The sequence below is a fragment of the Aquimarina gracilis genome, from assembly GCF_035285365.1.
Taxonomy (GTDB): Bacteria; Bacteroidota; Bacteroidia; order Flavobacteriales; family Flavobacteriaceae; genus Aquimarina; species Aquimarina gracilis.
Genome location: NZ_JAYKLX010000001.1, coordinates 635272 through 653521, shown reverse-complemented (window position 1 = coordinate 653521; position 18250 = coordinate 635272). Strand labels below are relative to the sequence as shown.

Annotated in this window: 22 protein-coding genes; all 22 read right to left on the bottom strand. The window is 32.0% G+C overall.

Annotation, left to right across the window (positions count from 1 at the left end):
• Positions 1–136: 136 nt before the first annotated feature.
• The 22 genes from U6A24_RS02665 to U6A24_RS02560 all read right to left on the bottom strand — a co-directional run bounded on the left by U6A24_RS02665 (position 137) and on the right by U6A24_RS02560 (position 18226).
• Entirely contained in the window at positions 137–664 is a 528-nt protein-coding gene (locus U6A24_RS02665) for a hypothetical protein (RefSeq protein WP_324178390.1), read from the bottom strand.
• Between the two features lie 215 nt (positions 665–879).
• Positions 880–1668: an AAA family ATPase gene (locus tag U6A24_RS02660; RefSeq protein WP_324178389.1), complete on the bottom strand. Its 789-nt coding sequence runs from the start codon at positions 1666–1668 to the stop codon at positions 880–882.
• A gap of 331 nt (positions 1669–1999) precedes the next feature.
• Positions 2000–2569 carry a GIY-YIG nuclease family protein gene (locus U6A24_RS02655; RefSeq protein ID WP_324178388.1) on the bottom strand — a complete coding sequence of 190 codons (570 nt, stop codon included), beginning with the start codon at positions 2567–2569 and terminating at the stop codon, positions 2000–2002.
• An 11-nt stretch (positions 2570–2580) separates the two neighbouring features.
• Positions 2581–3072, bottom strand: a complete 492-nt coding sequence (locus tag U6A24_RS02650) for a hypothetical protein (protein WP_324178387.1) — start codon at positions 3070–3072, stop codon at positions 2581–2583.
• A gap of 35 nt (positions 3073–3107) precedes the next feature.
• Positions 3108–3800 carry a TnsA endonuclease N-terminal domain-containing protein gene (locus U6A24_RS02645; protein ID WP_324178386.1) on the bottom strand — a complete coding sequence of 231 codons (693 nt, stop codon included), beginning with the start codon at positions 3798–3800 and terminating at the stop codon, positions 3108–3110.
• 105 nt (positions 3801–3905) lie between these two features.
• A complete protein-coding gene (locus tag U6A24_RS02640) occupies positions 3906–4085 on the bottom strand; it encodes a hypothetical protein (protein WP_324178385.1) in 180 nt (59 codons plus the stop codon).
• A 72-nt stretch (positions 4086–4157) separates the two neighbouring features.
• The gene (locus tag U6A24_RS02635) at positions 4158–4430 is read right to left on the bottom strand and encodes a metallophosphoesterase (RefSeq protein ID WP_324178384.1); all 273 of its coding nucleotides are present in this window, start codon (positions 4428–4430) and stop codon (positions 4158–4160) included.
• A 5-nt stretch (positions 4431–4435) separates the two neighbouring features.
• Entirely contained in the window at positions 4436–5146 is a 711-nt protein-coding gene (locus U6A24_RS02630; RefSeq protein ID WP_324178383.1) for a hypothetical protein, read from the bottom strand.
• Positions 5143–5367, bottom strand: coding sequence for a hypothetical protein (locus tag U6A24_RS02625; protein ID WP_324178382.1), 225 nt, complete (start codon positions 5365–5367; stop codon positions 5143–5145). Before U6A24_RS02625 ends, U6A24_RS02630 begins: the two co-directional genes overlap by 4 nt.
• Positions 5368–5643: 276 nt before the next feature.
• A complete protein-coding gene (locus U6A24_RS02620) occupies positions 5644–6123 on the bottom strand; it encodes a hypothetical protein (protein WP_324178381.1) in 480 nt (159 codons plus the stop codon).
• Positions 6124–6146: 23 nt separating this feature from the next.
• Positions 6147–7217 (bottom strand): hypothetical protein, encoded by a 1071-nt coding sequence (locus U6A24_RS02615; protein ID WP_324178380.1) that lies wholly within the window; start codon positions 7215–7217, stop codon positions 6147–6149.
• A gap of 4 nt (positions 7218–7221) precedes the next feature.
• Positions 7222–7821, bottom strand: coding sequence for a conjugal transfer protein TraO (locus U6A24_RS02610; RefSeq protein WP_324178379.1), 600 nt, complete (start codon positions 7819–7821; stop codon positions 7222–7224).
• A gap of 132 nt (positions 7822–7953) precedes the next feature.
• Positions 7954–8412: a 5' nucleotidase, NT5C type gene (locus U6A24_RS02605; RefSeq protein ID WP_324178378.1), complete on the bottom strand. Its 459-nt coding sequence runs from the start codon at positions 8410–8412 to the stop codon at positions 7954–7956.
• A gap of 1 nt (position 8413) precedes the next feature.
• Positions 8414–9943: a type IV secretory system conjugative DNA transfer family protein gene (locus tag U6A24_RS02600; protein ID WP_324178377.1), complete on the bottom strand. Its 1530-nt coding sequence runs from the start codon at positions 9941–9943 to the stop codon at positions 8414–8416.
• Positions 9944–10064: 121 nt separating this feature from the next.
• Entirely contained in the window at positions 10065–10904 is an 840-nt protein-coding gene (locus tag U6A24_RS02595; protein WP_324178376.1) for a DUF5712 family protein, read from the bottom strand.
• Entirely contained in the window at positions 10894–11328 is a 435-nt protein-coding gene (locus U6A24_RS02590) for a BfmA/BtgA family mobilization protein (protein ID WP_324178375.1), read from the bottom strand. The genes U6A24_RS02595 and U6A24_RS02590 overlap by 11 nt, the downstream gene beginning before the upstream one ends.
• Positions 11329–11572: 244 nt before the next feature.
• Entirely contained in the window at positions 11573–12172 is a 600-nt protein-coding gene (locus U6A24_RS02585; protein WP_324178374.1) for a P-loop NTPase family protein, read from the bottom strand.
• A gap of 109 nt (positions 12173–12281) precedes the next feature.
• Positions 12282–12737, bottom strand: a complete 456-nt coding sequence (locus U6A24_RS02580) for a helix-turn-helix domain-containing protein (RefSeq protein WP_324178373.1) — start codon at positions 12735–12737, stop codon at positions 12282–12284.
• A 31-nt stretch (positions 12738–12768) separates the two neighbouring features.
• Positions 12769–13071, bottom strand: coding sequence for a helix-turn-helix domain-containing protein (locus tag U6A24_RS02575; RefSeq protein ID WP_324178372.1), 303 nt, complete (start codon positions 13069–13071; stop codon positions 12769–12771).
• 127 nt (positions 13072–13198) lie between these two features.
• A complete protein-coding gene (locus tag U6A24_RS02570; RefSeq protein WP_324178371.1) occupies positions 13199–14332 on the bottom strand; it encodes a hypothetical protein in 1134 nt (377 codons plus the stop codon).
• Positions 14333–14334: 2 nt separating this feature from the next.
• On the bottom strand, positions 14335–15585 hold the full coding sequence (locus U6A24_RS02565; protein WP_324178370.1) for a site-specific integrase: 1251 nt from the start codon (positions 15583–15585) through the stop codon (positions 14335–14337).
• Between the two features lie 265 nt (positions 15586–15850).
• Entirely contained in the window at positions 15851–18226 is a 2376-nt protein-coding gene (locus U6A24_RS02560; protein WP_324178369.1) for a porin family protein, read from the bottom strand.
• Positions 18227–18250: the final 24 nt, after the last annotated feature.

Sequence of the window (18250 nt, the reverse complement as noted above, 5' to 3'; positions counted from 1 at the left end):
TGGGAAAGGTCTATAAAGCAAAAGACACACCCTGGGACGCTGTTCTTATGATGTAGCGTGGTGTGTACTGTTATTGCAAATATATACTTTTTATATCTTTTTTTGTCGTTTTTAACAATATTTTTTCTTTGCCTACTTATGTAAATCTAACAGATAGTCTCTGCAAATTCAATTTACCTACGCTTTTCCTAGCTTTCTTTCTTGTTTTAATTTTTTGTTCTTCTTTCAACAGATCTTTTGCATAATCTACAGACATACAACAAATATTACCAAAAGAACCCTCTCCATTAGCTTGTAATTTATAGGCATTAATGAAATTATGATAAGCTTTAATCGCTTTTCGACTGTTCTTTGCTTCTAACAGAGTTCTGTACGAAGATACTCGATATTCTTCAACAAAGATATCATTCACAGATTCTTCCAGCATTTTGTCTGATATAGAAACTCCTTTGTTAAGTTTTGAATTAAATTCTTTTCTTCTTTTTCTAGAGTTCGTTCTATCAATAACATTTCTTAAATCTCCTTTTTTGTATGCAATATAATCTTGTTGATTTTTTGCAGGACTAGCACCTAGTGAATCTCCATTTTCATCTGGATGGTATAACCAAAAACCTTTTTTAAGTCTTTTCTTTGTTTTTCTTGGTAACCTGAATTTTTTAGTCATAAACTTTTAATATTTGTGCTTGAATTGTCAAGCGTACCAAAATACACGTATTTTTTCAGCAAGCGCAGCCCCAAATCTACCAAAACTAATACTATGAAATGAATGGAAACTTTTAGAATGGAGGGAACATATGATCTTCTGGATCTTGATCTGCTTCATCGAAAGGATTCATCTTTTGAGTGAAATTAATGAAATGGAACATGGCTTCTTGACAATCAAAAATGCCTCAAAAATGCCTTCGGGTTGTTCAAAAAAGTTTTTGTTATAGAGTAATGTTCGGTATCTTCCAAAGCTGTCTGTTGCATCCCTACTTCTGTAATTTCATAAATACATGCATCTGGATAGGCCATTAGCATTGGAGAATGCGTAGCTATTATAAATTGAGACATGTGTTGCTCTAAATGATTTTGTAAAAAATAGATAAAGGCCAATTGCTTTGCTGGCGATAAGGATGCTTCAGGTTCATCGAGTAAATAAATTCCTGGAGTAGTTACCATTTCTTGCATAATATGCATATACGCTTCGCCATGTGAAAAAGCATCTAGTTCTTGTCCATAATTCTTTCTTACCCGACGTAACTGATAATTAGCATTATCTTTCATTTCTTGAATTATGTTTTGAGGCACTTCGTCTTGCAACTCTAACATCTGATTATGCAAGTTAACATCTTGCCTATGAACACTATTAAGGTAATCCCCAAAGTCTTCTGCTCTAAAGAAAAATCCATTAGCTCGTTGAATAGTCCAATTTATTCCTAAAAAGGGTGTTAACTTTCTTGCTGCATCAAAGCATTTCTTATCATAAGTATATCCATCCATATGAGGTAGTTGCAATCTATATGCAATAGTCTCCAGTAAAGTTGATTTACCTGAGCCATTTTCTCCAATTAAAAATGTTATAGGATTCGTAAAGTCAATAGCCTTGGCATGCTTTACTGCGGGAATGTCAAAAGGATAAGGATATGTCCTTTCTGTATTGAGCTTTATGGATGATAGGTATGGCAACGGATTACGATATTTTTATGGTAAAGTTAATATTTAAAACGAGACTAAACCAAGTTAGCGAAATGAAACAAGCAAAGATTTGAGATAAGGTAGCGTAGCGGACTTAGTGAGAATTTTGCGCAGTTGAATGAGATAAGCTTGGTTTTATTGACCTAGAGCAATGAATGTACTTACTTGTATTAAAAAAACCGTTTCAAAAGAGCTTTAAACTTGTTTTAATTCTCTTTTGAAATGAAATAAACGAAGTGCGTTAGATTTATAAAGAGTTTAGATTTTTCAATTAAAGGGGGTGTTTACGGCAAGCATAGCGTATTCGCAACAGTACTTAAAACTAATCAGAAGCTAATTCTTGAAGTCTCCTTAAAATATAACCTTTATCCAACCCATTTTGTTTTGCCCAAGTAATAATCATATTAATGCGAGGTGCGTTAATCGAATCGTTGACAAAATCAAATATGCCTGTTTTCTCTAATTCATTAACCCAAATGTTGTAATCTTCATATAATTTATGGAACATATGTATATATCCTCTATTTAAATGACTTCTTGATTTACTCTTTATCTTTCTGTCACTGCCAAAATAGCGACCTCCCCTGACATTCGAATAACCATAATTTTTAATATATCTTAAAGTAACCAAATCTTCAACAATTAGGGCTTCCTTCATTCTTTTAGTATTAGTTTCGACCTCTTCAATTACCTTGATAGGCTTGTATTTTTTACACCAATTTGCACCTTGATAATCTTGCCCTTGATGTTCTTCAAATCTTCTTCCTATTTCGGTGGTTATTCCTATATAATATTTATCATTTTCTAATAACAAAACATAAACAAACCATACAGCTTTAGCTATTCTGTTTATTATTTTTCCAGAATTTAATTGATTAATTGATTTTTCCATTCTAAATCAATTTATCTACGCTTTTTCCTAGCTTTCTTTCTCTTTTTGAGCAGTTTTTCTTCTTTCAACAAATCTTTAGCATAATCTACAGACATACAACAAATATTACTAAAAGAACTCTCTCCATTAGCTTGTAATTCATATGCATTGATGAAATTATGATAAGCTATAATTGCTTTTCTACTATTCTTCGCCTCTAATAAAATTCTGTACGAAGATACTCGATATTCTTCAGCGAAGATATCGTTCACATATTCTTTTAACACTTGATCTGATATCAAGATTTCCTTATTTAGCTTACTCCAAAATTCCTTACTCTTTTTTCTAGAATTTCTTTTGTCAAACAAATTTCTTAATTCTCCTCTTTTATATGCATTGTGATCCTGTTGATTTGTTGCTGGTCTAGCATTTAGAGAATTTCCTTTTTGATCAGATGGATATAACCATAAACCTTTTTTTAATTTCTTTTTGGTCTTTCTTGATAGCCTGAATTTTTTAATCATATTTTTAAGGTTTTAATATATTACCCTTATGTCAGTTACATTTTTTGCTTATCCTTTACAAACATTGAAGGTTGCTTATACCATTTTATTTTTTCCTGATATACCAGACAAGTTAAATTCTTGATAGAAGCTTTATATTTTTCTTTAATGTCCCAAATAATTTCCCAATCTATGGCAGTTGAGTTTTCGAATAATTCTAATATTTCTCTCCTAAGATTCTGATTAACTTTCATATTTCTTAAATCACGAATCTCATGCTTCCCATCGGTTATCAAAAACCCCATTCCATTTTTCTTACAGTAATGTTTCATTGCCTTCCATTTTGACCAATTTAAAAAAAGTCCCATTTTATTTAACTTTTTCACCTCTCCTAGTACACATGAACCGTTTTTTAACTGATAATAAAAATCAGGGTAATAAGGATAAAAATAATCATTGAACTTATACTCTATCTTTAATGGCTGGAAACCAAAATCTATAACATCACTTGATAGTTCTAAAGAAGTAAAAAAATCAAACTCTAATTTTGATTCATAAAATATACGTTTATTACATTTTGGGCTAAAATAAGATCCCGATGTTCCATGTCTTTCTTCTGAAGATTTATTTAAAATTATCCTTCTAGTTGGATTCTGAAAATCTGTTGGATCAATCTTAGTATTGGGAATTGATAACCAAATAGCCTTTTCCAATATTTTGGTAGAAACTTTATTTATAGTTTTTCTCATCTTCAGAAATTAAGAGTTGGTATTGAAAAATTAATAAATTCCCCTAAAAAAATCAAATTTCAGTACAACATGTCGAATTGTACTGAAGTTCGCTAGGGTTCATTCCTATTTTTTTATGATAGTTCTTACTTCCTCATAAGATATAGGATAAAAATCATGACAATCTACACCAACATCTAGTGATTTCTTTCTATTAAACCCTTTCAATGTTCCGTGAGAGTGACCGAACAAATGAAAGGAGCCACTATATTTTCCTTTCCAGGACATTAAAGGATAATGCATCATAACAATAAGCTGATTATTTGCTGGATCTGGATCAGGTAATTTTAATTCATAATAATCTTTTATCCACTCAAATCAATCTTTACAATTTCGATTTAGATCATCATGATTTCCTTTGATTAAATGAATTTTACCATTTAGGCGTTCCAAAATTTCTAATAGTTTCCCTGATGCCATTAATCCGATATCGCCTAGATGATAAACAATATCATTCTTTTTAACCTTTTCATTCCGTCTTAGGATCATAGTTTCGTTCATTTCTTCAACTGATCGAAAAGGGCGTTTGGCATGTTTGATTATTCCTTTATGTCCAAAATGATGATCAGAAGTAAAGAATATAGTACTCATAGTAATCAAGATTCTTTTGTAATTGATATTGATTTAATCTTTCCGTTTAACTTGTTCTTAGGGTTCTCCTTGCAGTTTCCTATATGATTTCGATAAGCACTAACTGATTTCTGCAATTGTCCGCAATGAGGACAGGTAAGTTTTTCGTTGGCTTCTTCAAGACTACTTATAGTCCTTTGTAGGCTTTCTTTAGTCTTGGATAGTTCTTCTTTAGACTGTTGGAGGACTAAGTCGGACTTATCCAGGTCTTTGAGTATACTTTCATTTTCATCTTTTAGTTTTTCGTAGTCTTGTTGCTGCAGTTCTAGGTTATAGATTTGATTATACTTTTTTACAAATAGATCTGCATATAAATAATCAATTAGTCCTAAAAGCAGGCACATAAACACTGTGGTCAGATACCAATTGAGTGGTTTTATCTCTGCAGAAAAAACATCAAAGAATAGCAAAGTCATAAAGAAGCTACAGAAACCAAAGATTTCTGGGAAACCTACTTTGTATTTGTGTTTTAATAAATTGGAATTTACACTCGTTAATAAAAGCGGAAAGGCCACAGCAATCCCTAGCATTATAGAAGCAAATAACTTTAGGTTTTCATTCATATACTCTGGTAATACTCGATAAAACAGAACTCCTGCGTCTACAATGAATGCAATAAGTAATATGAGCATTGGTATCAATATAGCTTCTAATGAGTTCAAGAATTTTGCAATCATTTTTCTAAATTTTTATTCTGCTTGAGTAAAGTCTGCAGATAATTAATAATGGCATCGTTGAAGTTTATATTTTCTATAGGATAATGATGTTCTTCGTAATCTCCGATAAGCTTAGCTAATTTCTCTAGCTTTTCAGTTTCTTTTTCATCTTCGGTGTCAAATATCACCTCTAGTCTTTGAATACATTTAACATATTCTTCTTTGGTTATTATTCTTTTCATCTCTATTATTTTTGTAATTGATTTTTCTCCCTTTTCACGCAATGCTGTGTTAGTGTTTTCGGAAGTATGGAGAAAAGCACTAACGCTGCACATCTTTCGATCAGCTCTTTGGATTCATCGAGGTACGAGTGAATACAATGTGCTGATTGAAAACATGTATACTCTATATTTTGCTTAACGAAGTGAAGCAAACAAAGATTCCTGGTAAGTGCCTGTATAGGCCTTAACAGGAATTTTGTGCAGTGGATCGAGGTAAGTGAAATATAGATTCCGTTTTTACAGTTTACCAAATAGCACCAAACTAGACCGATCTTGGTGCTTGAAATTGGAGTTTCTACCTGATGTTTTGTTAAATTTCAGATGAGTTATTTGATACTGGTCTAAAACTTTATCCAGTTTTGCGGTCATAGTTGCTGATCCCATAAAGTCATTCTTATCCTTATGATATAGAAAATCAAAAGAGAATACTATTTCATAGGCGTTACCTTGTTCCTCCCAATCTTTAACTGACAAGACCTCATGTATTCGTATATCTAAGATCTTTTTGAATTTTAATTTTCTACAGTAGTTTGGATATTGATCACATCGTTGATAGAACATATCTTTTAAATTATCCGAAGCATTAAATCGTTCAGGAAAAGATTTTATGATTGATTTATGAATTAGACTTTGTACATTATCGTACTTTAAATCTTGAGCTCTTAATATCTGTGATATACTTATTAAGATGTAGGTAATTACTATTATTTTTTTCATTTTTTAATACTTTAGTTTATTACTTATTTGTGATAATCAACATTGATAGATTTTTCATATGTAGCTCCGTTAGAATCTCTAAAATGAAAGGTTACTATACCACTTCTAGGCGAAACAACACCTAGTTGTTTAAGAATGCCTTTATTAGAAATTCTATTGCCAATAGACCATTCAAATCCTTGAGCGATGTTGTCCGCACTACCACTCATATTATACATTAAGTCTCCTAAATCCATTGATGTGATGTACAAATAATATTCGATTTCTTGTTCTAGATTTTCTGGACGTTGAACGAAGTAGGTGAAATTTAAGTCCCATAAATAAAAACCAGCCATTGGATCTGGTGTCATTACTACTTCAAAATCTGTGAGTAACGTTTTAAAATTGATTGTTTGAGATCTAACGATTCCGTTAGAAGCTTCAACCACAAACTCTATATCATCTTCTTGAACAAGAGTTCCTTTAAATTCTCCAAATGTTATTCCTTCCTGTACTTCAAATTTTCTATTTTGTAGAATCAATTCATCTTGATTATTAAGTTTTATTTCGCCTTCTACATTTTTGAAATAAGCTTTGTAGGTTAGGCTATCTAACCCTTTTTTCTCTATTTCGATATTAAAAGAAGTAGTTTCATTAATATAGTTTTCAGTTTTATCAAATAAGATTTTGAGATCAAAACCTACTTTTTCAACAACTATGGGAATAGAAACATTCTTTGAAACACCATTTGAAGCTTTGACTTCAATAGTTATAGCTCCGGATCCTATTTGATGTCCTTTGTATTTGATAGTAGTAAAACCTTCTTGTATATTGTCTAGAATCTCCCCTTCTGAATATACATTTCCATTAACGGAAAGCTCGCCTTCAATTCCGTTTTCAAATAACTTTAGCGTATAAGTAAGTTGTTCAGTAATTGGTTTAATGGTTTCTATCAACAGGTTAAACTCTATTGTTTCATTTATGATTGATGATTCCTGGCTTGAGTAGATAGTAACCTTAAAGTCTGTGGGTTCTAATTTTCGTATTTCAATTTCTGTTTCTTCGCACGATAAAATTGATATCGCTAAACAAATTAAGATGAATATTTTTTTCATGATTTTAAAGTTTAATGATTAGACCTGCTCCTAGTAAAAATTTGGTTTTTCCTATTTCGCTATTTGGATGATAGAAATGTGTATATCGCACAATGACTGATAAATGCTTGAAAAGTTTTATATCTGCTTCCATTGCTCCATATAACCCATATACAGTTCCATCTTTTGTAGAAATCGATTCTAACGGTTGTAATTGAATTTTGGATTCATCGATAGATTCTTGCCCTATAATTCCACCAGCACCAATAGAAAATTGAAATGCGTTTGTTTCGCTGCTTAAGTATGGAACACTAATGAAGTAACCAAGGTTTAAGGAAAAGACTTCAATAGGAATATCGTATCCCGTCTTATTCTCTTCTATAAAACCTGCATAACCACTTATCTCATAGTGTCGATCTAGATTTTTGTTTGGAAAATATTTGAAGCCAGTAAGTAATCCATACCCATTTTCTGCATATCCTCCCAAAGCAAAGAATCCATTTTTTTGTGATGCTTTTTGATCGCTTTTATCAAGATTTACAGAAGAATTATTGGTGCTTTGTGCCAAAACTATGGAACAGCAAAATATGAATGCCATAGATATTAAAATCGTGAGTTTTCTCATTTTTTCTTTTTTTTAAGTATTAGTAATTTTCGTTTTATTTAGGATATAGTATCCCCTCTGTAGGCTCCCTATCTAATAGGTTTCCTACCATGTTATTTTCTTTATTTCATGGATTTTTAGATAATTATAGAGTTATTGAAGTCTATTTTCCGCTAGTAAAATTTTTATAACTGTTTCCCAATTTTTACATTGTTTTGAGCCATAATGCAAAATTCTTCCTTCAAAATTTTCTTGCCCTTTACCAGACTTATGATCATCTACTAAATAGTCACCCTTTAGGAGAGATTTATTGGAACAAATGATAAGTTTTGAAACAAAATCAAATCCTAGATATTCTTCAATCCAGATTCGCTTTTCAGTATAGGATAGTGGATTGTTTTCTGAAGGAGCTGTAAGGATATAAATTTGATAATTATTTTGGTCCAGAACCTGTATGCCTTCCAAAGCCCCATAAATAGGTTTTAGTTTTCTGAAAAAATCAAATTGAGATTGTGGATAATGATTTTCGGGATTACGGCTCAGAGCTCTTCTATGAGCTTCTGTGTAATTACAAATAACATCATCCATATCAATGTATACTATTGGTTTCATTTTAGTACTGGATTAAATTGGTATTCTCCCCTGAATTCTGGATTTTCAAAATGCTTCGGCTTTCAGCAATGATGTTGTGATAGTTTTCCTTGTTTAATCTCTCAGTAGTTCTTAATTGAAATTGATAGTCAACATCAGTATTATGGTCACCTGCAAATTTTGCCTTCAAAATTTCTTTCTTGTTACCTTCTGCAATTACCCCATAGAATTCACCTGGCTGTAGATTCATAACATCAGTGACTTTCACTCGATCTCTCTCCTGAAAGCTTTCGCTAATATTATTACTAGATGAATTACCGTGATCCATTAATAAGCCAGATTTGTAACTATTACCTCTGCTTACGGTTGCGTATTTTTTGTCTGCTTTTCCGAATAATTCTGATACTACTTTCGCAGAATTTTTATTGACAACACGTCCGTAAAACTGATTCCCTAAGTTTGATATCATTACTTGTGCTTTCTCGTGGCCGTATTTATCATAAAGCTGATGTATGTCTTGAGCGCTATAAACGGTAGCAACCTTATTTGAACGAGCTGTAGCCGGAATTTCTTCAAAACCCTTGATGTAGAGCGTAGGAGCTTCATCGAGTATTATTATAGATTTATGTTTATTGGGCTGGTTCATCTGTTTGGATGCTACTGAAATGATTAGTGAAATTACCGGAGCATAGGTTTGAGATAAGGTGCTTTCATTTACAATAGAAATAAATTTAGGATCCTCCGGATCATTAATATCCAGATCAATATCATTTCCCGAGAGGATCCAAAATAAGTCAGGGGTATTTAATTTTGATAAATTTGCTTGTAGTGTGCTGATTACACCTGCTACTTGTTTTGCAGCATCATTTTTTAAAGCTTGGCGCACACTAGCTACCATTCCTGCAGTTTCATCATTTTGTGCAACTACATCCAATATTGGAGTAATATCATTATTTAGAATAAGGCTTACTATATGAGGTAAGGTGCAGAATTTAGGATGTTCTAATTTTAAATACCAGATTAAACCCGTTAAAACACTTTTGGCATCCATCATGAAGTAACTTTCATTTTTAATACTTGCAGGAGATAAATTGTACATTAAAGTTTGCGCATATTCATGTGCATATGCGGATTTTTTCATTAAGTCAGGGTTTAATGGATTAACTCTGATACTCCTAGTTGCATCTTTGAAATTAATTAAATAAGGAGTAATATTCTCGCATGATTGGTAATGATGAAACGCATAGCCCCAAAGATCATCTTTTAAATCATATAATATTCCTGCATAACGTTTTTGGGCACATTGCGCGATCATTGGAAACATGAAAGATTTACTCTTGCCGGCACCGCTCCCCCCTTGGATGTAAATTCCCCTGAAAGGGTTGGAAAGAATAAGATCTCCTTTATTAGTATTGAAAACAAATGCATTAGACATATCCTTATTTACCGTATCATTTTTCTTTTTTTCGGACTCTTGCGATTTTCTCTTTTTATAGATTTTGACTCCCCAGGTAATCCCATATATTAATCCTACGATTATGGGAGAAATCAATAAGGTAAGTATAAGACTTAGAAAAAATCTAATATTGAATTTCCTGCTCAAGTATATGGCGGAAAATAAACAACCGAGTCCATATGCTATTATGTGTATTCTGTCATATGATATTTCCATTTTAGTATGATATTTGATTAATATTATCTCTCTGATTTTCTTTTTCTATCAATGATTTCATTGCAATTTGCTCTTCGATACACCCGTTTTTTAAAATTCTATGGGTTTCAAACTTTTCTTCCAGACTTCTTGAATAGCCAAACATCTTGTCAAAAGAATCTTCATTGAGCTGTTTCCAGTTTGATCGATCAAACCCTCCGGAACGTTTTATTCCGTTTAATGTCAGCTTGTCACTTTTTCTAGCGTTAGTTCGAGGACTTAGGTTGATTCTTTGATATTTATGCATTCTGCTCACTGTGATATGCACATGAGTTTGTAAACCGGGTTTAATAGCACCACTTTTTTCTTTTCCTTTTATTACTTCATCTTCATAGCCTTTGTATCTTCTTTGATGTTCAACCTTTGCAAACCAAGAAATATCTTTGTAGGTTATATTTTTATTGAAATTCTTAGCATAATTCATCATACATTTTCGAGAATAGGATCGTATTGCTTGATTATATTTTTTATACTCTTCTTGGTTTAGATCTTTTACATCCCTGATTTCTTTGCCAGATACCAATTTGGCGATATGCTTTAATTCTTTTTCGCTTAGATTGATCGTTAAGGTGAAATACCTATCTACATTTTTCCGTAACCCTTTACCTTTTGCATTTGTGTCTATCATATCTATGGCTTTTATGGTTGATATTTTGTCGTTGTCTTGGTTAAAGAAGAACTGTTGTCTTTCATGTTGGTTCTGCTTTATATATTCTTGGTTTTCCTTGTTCAAGTAGAAACCATACTTTGTGCAACTGCCTTTATTATCACCTGATGTTTTATGTACAATACTAACCGGCATCTAATACATTTTGAATTGATCGTGCTAATCCACTTCGATCTTTGTCCAGATATTCAGCCAAGACCAAAAGAGCATGTTGTTGTATTTCATCTTTCTTTTTAATCTTTGAAAAAATGGTGTTTAGATCATTAACTAATTTGCTTAATAGTTCTTCAGATTTTTTTCCATTTTCAAGAACTTTTGTTTGTAGCGGATATAAAATTTCTGATTCTTGTGTTTTAAAAAATGAAACAATTCTCCTATCAACCACCTTTATCATTTCTGAAGCGCTCTTACCTTTTATGGCTTGGGGATCTGTTCCCGTTTTTTTGAAAAACAGAATCATATCAGCCGTAAAACTTCCAATACTTCTATTGTGTTCATCTGCCAGTTTTTTAAGATCTCTATGACTTGTGCTATCTATGATTATGCTTTTCTTTTTCATGTTAGAATGATATGTTTTATGATAATTGATTTTGATTATCAGTGATTTACGGGGTGTCTTATAGTTTTTTTATAAACCGTTATAATTCAGAAAATATCCACAATCGCAGGCTCTGCCTGCTTTTAGCCTGCTGCAGGCACGAGCGGAATCATGCGTTAGCGTGATTCCTGCTCGCTATTCTGAAAAAGAACACGCTTCGCCTTCGCGTGGTCTTTTTTGGAATCTTGTGGCGAGGGAGAAAAAATTAAAATCTCTTACTTTCTCCACCAAGTTCAAGTACATTGAACATCTGATAGAAACGATCATACAGTCTGGTTCCGTACCGGTTTTTTATATCCTCAAAATTGAGGTTTGATGTTACAAACGTTTTGGTTCCTTTCTGCAAAAATTGATTATATCTCAGTTCCATTATTCTTCCAAAAATGTCTTCCTTTCCAAAATTCGAAGCTTCTTTTTCCGCTCCTAAATCATCAAACATAAATTTGCCTTTTGAAAAATATTGGATTACATAATCCGTTTTGCCACTTTCTGCCAGATTAAATTGCTCTACTACTTTTTGCGTATAAACTATTGGAGTCCAAACTTGTTTTAAACTATATTCTTTGGAGACGTTTTGCATGATTTTGAAAGAGGATGTTTTCCCTGTTCCTTGAGAACCAAATACAAATAATCCTTTCCGTAATTCACCTTTATGGCTAGTTTCAAAATCTGGGTCTTGAGAAAAATATTTACAAAAAATGTTAAGGAAACTCTTATTATCTTCATTTACAATAAAATTTCTATTCTCCAGTAAATAGTATTTCTTTGCTTCGGTATTGAATAATTCTTTTAATTGTGCTGTCATAATAAATCTTTCTTTTTTTGGCGGAACTTTTTTTCTTTTTTGAAAGGTCAAAGTTGAATTATTAATTATCTGATATATTGATTTTGGCTCCATTTTCTCTCCCTTAAAATCACTTGATAATATTCCCTCTTTTGTTGTTTTTTTTCTTTAAAGAATTAAAGTCTTTCTTTTTCTTATGTATAGTATTAGTAAACTCTTTATTACTAAGTGTCGGGTTTTTTCCGTCACCATTTTTTACCGTACCCGTATTTTTCCGACACGGTAAAACTATTTGCGGTTTTGAATACAGTATGTAAGTATTTGCTGTGAATTTTCCTGATATTCTTTTTTGTTTTTCCTTTACAACCCATCCTGTTTCTACAAGCTCTTTTATGTATTTCCTTAAAGTGTCTACTGAATACCCTAAGGCTTTCGATAACTGATAATTGTAAAAAGTCCAGTCTGATGGCTTAGAGGACATATACACAAATAGAAATCTCGCCCGATCTGAAATATTATTATTGTTTATCAGTTTATTAGGAGATATTGTAAAGTCCTTTTTTATATTATTTAAAATACCATTCATCTTACAGGATTTGACTCAGTTTTTCTATTGCCTATCTGCGACTTGATTGAATTAATCCAGGATTTTTTCTAGCCAGCTTCAATAACTCTGACTTTGAAAAAAAGATTGATCTACCTATTTGATAGTATGGGACTTTGCCTTTTTTCTTCCAGCTTATAAGACTAGTAACAGAGATGCCAAGGAACTTGGCAGCTTCTTTTTGAGTTAAACGATCCTCTTCTGGACTAATCGATAAATCATCTATAGTTTCAGTTTTACGAATTTCGTTAAGGATAAGACGAACAGCTTTTACCAAGTCATCTTTGCTGTGGGTATAAAAAAGTACATTGCCCATAGTTATATTTATTTAAGTTTAACTAGGGCTAAATTCTGATTAAATACCTTCAAAACTTATTTACCCAAACGTTTGGGTAAATAGCGGTCAATATTTAAAAAGGATATAGTAAGTAAAATTTTAGGCTTTAGGTTTTCTTGAAGTAGTTGAGGGAAGCTTGAATTTCTTTTGCCAACTCAACCTGACTATTAGAAGACAATTGCTTTCTGATGGTTTGGTAACTTATTTGCGTTTCGAATGAGAAGTAATCAAGAATAACTCTAGTGATTTTTCTATCACTATTTATTTTTCGAGAATTGATCAATATATCATTGTTCTTTAAATATTTGAATAGTCCTATTAAATCCTGAACTTCTTCTTTTGAGAGAGTGTGATCTATTTTTTTATTGCTAAGTTTATTTTGCAGATAATGGTCGTCAGGCATTTCTTTTTGATAAATAACATTTGTGGTTACAAAATGACTCATATTAATGTTTGGAAACCATTTTTTCTGATAAGACGATAACAATTTTAACAAATCTCGCTGCTTATAAATAGAATTTAAAATGAGTTTAGTTTTATTCATTTTCTGAACATTATATTCCTGCTCAATATTGTCAATACGCTCAATGCTATTAGCTTTTCTGTATTCATTCAATTTTGAAGTGTCCATGCTCTCAATAAAATTCTCATATTCCTGAAGTGGAACTGAAAAATCTAAAGAAGATATCAAAAATTCATTATTAGAAATACTTATTCCCCTTCCTGTGCTTTCATTTACATAAAACCTCATATGAGTATTACCATTTTCATCCGTTTCAAAACCTGCAAAAGGATCCTCCAGAAAATCAAAATCTGGGAAATCGGAAAAATCAATTGTATTTTTCTCTAAAATCACTAATGGAAGTTGTCTGATACATTCTAAGTAATAGTTAATTTTAAACTCTATCTCTGAATCCTCGGATAAGGATAATTCATGTAAAATGATTTCCTCCCAAAGTTGTTTTTCAATGAAAAGTAGGCTAATTTCTATCAGATTATACTTGTCTAGAATAGGAATTCTACTATTTATTAGACTCTTATATGAATAAATAGAATATTTTTTTCTTAAACGATGAATACACATTGAGAACGATCTACTTACAGTTAATTGCAATTCCAGATCATTATCAATTTCCATCCAAAATTTATTTATGTATTTGACTATGAAAATCAGTTTATCTTTGCCATTGTAATTTCTTAAATCAGATATAAAAATATCTGCTACACTTTCTTCTGTCATAGCTATTTGGTATTATTAACTTTATCCCAAGTATTATCCATTTCCTGTCGTTTCAGATCCTCAGCAATTTTTACATATCGCCTGAACGATTCTTCTTTCTTATGACCAGTAATATTACGTACCACCATTTCCTTCATACCAAGTGCAAGGCTATTGGTTACAAAGGTCTTACGAGCCGTATGGCTCGTGATTAGATCATGCTTTGGAACCGTTTTGTCAATTCGTTTTTGCCCAACATATCTTGTAATTGTAATAGGAGTATTGATTTCAGCCTTCTCACAACACTCTTTTATGTACTTATTGAATTTCTGTTGTGAAATAATGGGCAACGGCTCACAAATTGTATCTTTATACTTTTCAAGAATAGCTTTAGAAAATCTATTTAAAGGAATTCGGGTATTATTAGCCCTAGTTTTTTGAATAGTTAGTGTAATTGCATTTTCAGAGATATTAGAAGGTTTAAGTGAGCTAGTATCACTTATTCGTAATCCTGTAAAGCAATTGAAACAATATACATCTCTTACCTGGCTTAATCTGTTTGATTCGAACTCATGATTGTAGAGTGCCATTAGCTCATCCATTGTTAGGTAGATGATCTCTGTTTCATCAATCCTAACTTTAAACTTTTTGAATTTGAGATTGTCATGATATTCTTTGTCATATGACCATCTCATAAAAGTGTTCAACACTTTTATGATAAAAGCTAAATAACTGTTCTTGTTTTTTCGGTCTAGAAAGGTGTAATCCTGTATTTTTTCAAAGAAATTATTATCAATAGATTCAAAGGTTAACTTATATCCGGTTGACGTTTCAAAATCCTGTAAAAAATTGCGAGTAGTAATGTAAGATTTAATAGTCCTAGGGACTTTTACTGATTTACTTGTTTCTATAAATTCTTCAAAAGAAGGGAAGAAAAAGTGCGCGAGTTCAACCTTTTCAATTCCGGAAGCAAGTTTTTCCAAAATATATTCTTTAGTAGGAACAATGTTATTCAGAAGAACATATCTACCAAGCTTCTTTACATTAGCTTCAAGCTCATCAATAATCTTGTTGTATTCTATGTAGTTATTGTATTCTTCTTTTTTCTTTTGGGCTTTAATTCTTTCTTTTCTGGCATCCCAGTTGCTTTCAGAACATTTTACGCCTTTTACAGCTTTAAAAATTTTAAACCCATTAGTGGCAATGACCATCCTAATAGGGGCAAGTCCTGCTTTACCGATTTTGTCTTTCCTTAAATGAAATGAAACTTGCATTCGTATTTAGTTTGATATAAATATACTAAATAGGGCAACAAAAAGGGCAACTTTTTTGAGTAAAAATTGATTTTATTTCGTTTCAATTTATTTCAAATATATTATATATATTGGTATTTAAGGGTTTAAAATGATTTAAGTGTGATTAAAAATAAAGGTACTCCCACCTTGAGTACACAAACCTCTTGAATTTTCAAGGGGTTTATTTTTTATAGTTCAATTGCAGAAGTGAATCTTAAAGAGATATTTAATTATATAGCGACTTTTATTCCTTAAGAAGTTGATGAAATAAATCTGCTAATCTTATCTCTATAAACTTGACAATGTGTTTGTTAGGTTTTTGATTTTGATACATTGAGAAAACTTTTGAAGCACTTTGTTTTTTTAGATTCTTCATTTCTCCTTTAGGATTTTCAACATCTTCTAGCTTTAAGTTCCACTTTAATAAGGATTGCAAAAGTTTATTATGTGATTCGTATCGCTTTTCAAGTATTTTTTGCCGTTCTAAATCTTCTATATTTTTTTCTTCTGCACTATTAATTTTACCACTCACGATAGTATACTCATCACGAATCTGTCGATCTATTTCTCTTGCTTCTTGGATTAATTTAAGATACGCTTCATATATTTTTTCATTATAGAATGTTGCAAAATCAAAATACTCATTTAAAGCTTTAAGGTAGTTTAGAGCTATTTCTTTATATACTTTCTTGTCTTTTTCCTGTGTTTCGATCAACTGGTCTGCCAATTCTGTAAGCTTGCCCTTATTATCCTTAACAAGATGAGCAAAACCTTCATTTTCTGGCAATATCAATAATTTTGGGGTAATTGCCTTTGGTACATTCTCATATTTATACTTTCTGTATTGAATTCTAATTGTATCGTTTTCTTCTTTTGGTTTTTTGGTTCTCTTTTTGAAATTAAGTTTAGGCTTTTTTAACCCAAAAGCATAATTGTAGGCAAAAGTTGCCGTGAGTTCACTCAAATTACTGGTAGTATTACTCTGTCTAAATAATTGAATAGCATTGAGACTAAAGTTATGTTTTTCTTTAAGAATATAACTAACCGTGCCTCGAAGATTTATAATACTTACGTTTGAAGCTTTACTTGTTGTATTATTATAGCTTGCAGAAAATCTTGTATTCAGTGTTTTTTTAAGGTAACGTTTGCCAATACCTATGGTTGGTCCCCATGTGGTAGACTCTTCTCTACCAATAGTGTTATAAGTTCCGTTAACTGAAGTATTAATAGTCAGGTTTCTTTCTGAAAAATTTATGGTATGCCCAATATTCATGTTATGAAATGTAGATGCGTCCCCTAATCGTACAATGCCTCCTTGCTCATTAAAAACATCATTTAAAGAATAGTTTGTTACTAGATTTTGACGAGCCGTTTTTTTTGTGGAAAGAAGGTAATTGACTGTTACTGTTGCGGTTTGTGATAATTGTCGGTAATCCAAATCTTCGATTTGCTCATCAAAAATATCACTATCGTTAATTTCGTCAAATTGATTGGGTTTGATATTCGTAAATGTACTGAAATTAGAGTACGAGCCTGTTATATTTAATCTTTTTGATAATGACAATGTTGCATTTAATGATCCGACGGTGCGATTGGTATTATTCGCCTTTAGATTATCGAGATCATCTCTTTGGTATCCAATATTAAGAGCCAAAGCCAGTTTGTTGTTAAAAAACGTATTGGTCGCATCAATAGTGATATTTTCAAAGTCATTATTGAAAAAATAGGCACCCAGAGTTTCATATCCCGGATCGATACGTTCATATCCAATACCAAGGTTTACCTTCCCCAATACATAGCCCAACCTAGTTTTGAGAGCGCTGTAATATTCTGTTGAAGCACGGTTATTAAAGAAAAGGGCAATAGGGGAGAAGGCTGAGGCGTCAATTTTTTCGGCTCTTGTGTCTTTTGTAATTGCGGTATTTGCATATTCTGCCTGTAGATCAAAGTGTTTTCCGAGTTTTGCCTTACCTTCTATACTTATTACCAAGTTTTCTTTGGGCAGCACTCCTTTTTCTTCTGGAATCACAGATAAAGAATTGATGTCGTCTTTTGCATAAAAACCTGTAAGCCCAAGCGTATATTCATTTTTTTGAAATTGAGTTTTAATACCATATCCCATACGATTAAATGCCGGTACTGTTCGTGTATCTTCATCGTCTTCGGTAGCTTTAAGTAACCGACCAGACATAGCACTTATTTTGAGTGTTCCGGAAGGAGTAAGATCAATACCTGCACCTGTAAACTGATGCCCATTAAGTGTATAAGGCGAAAATGTCATGTTCACATTACCAATATGCCCGGTAATCCATTTGTATTTTGGATGCAGACTAAGTCGATTAAAGTTAAAAGGCAATTGATATCCTAAATTTTCTCCTTGATTAGAAAAACTATATGAAATAGGTATCGAAAAGCTATAAATGTTTACGTTCAAAACTCCTTGCAAAAAGTAAGTGTAGGGCTCTCTACTTTGGTTAAGGTTGGAATTATAATACACTCCACTGGCAGACAATTGACCACTTAACTTAAAAGGTTTGGCACCAGTAATTGCATCATAATCTAGGGATTGCGTATGGGCAATAGAAGAGATAAGCAACAGTATGTATGCTAGCTTTTGCAAGAGAATAATAATTTTCTGTGTTTG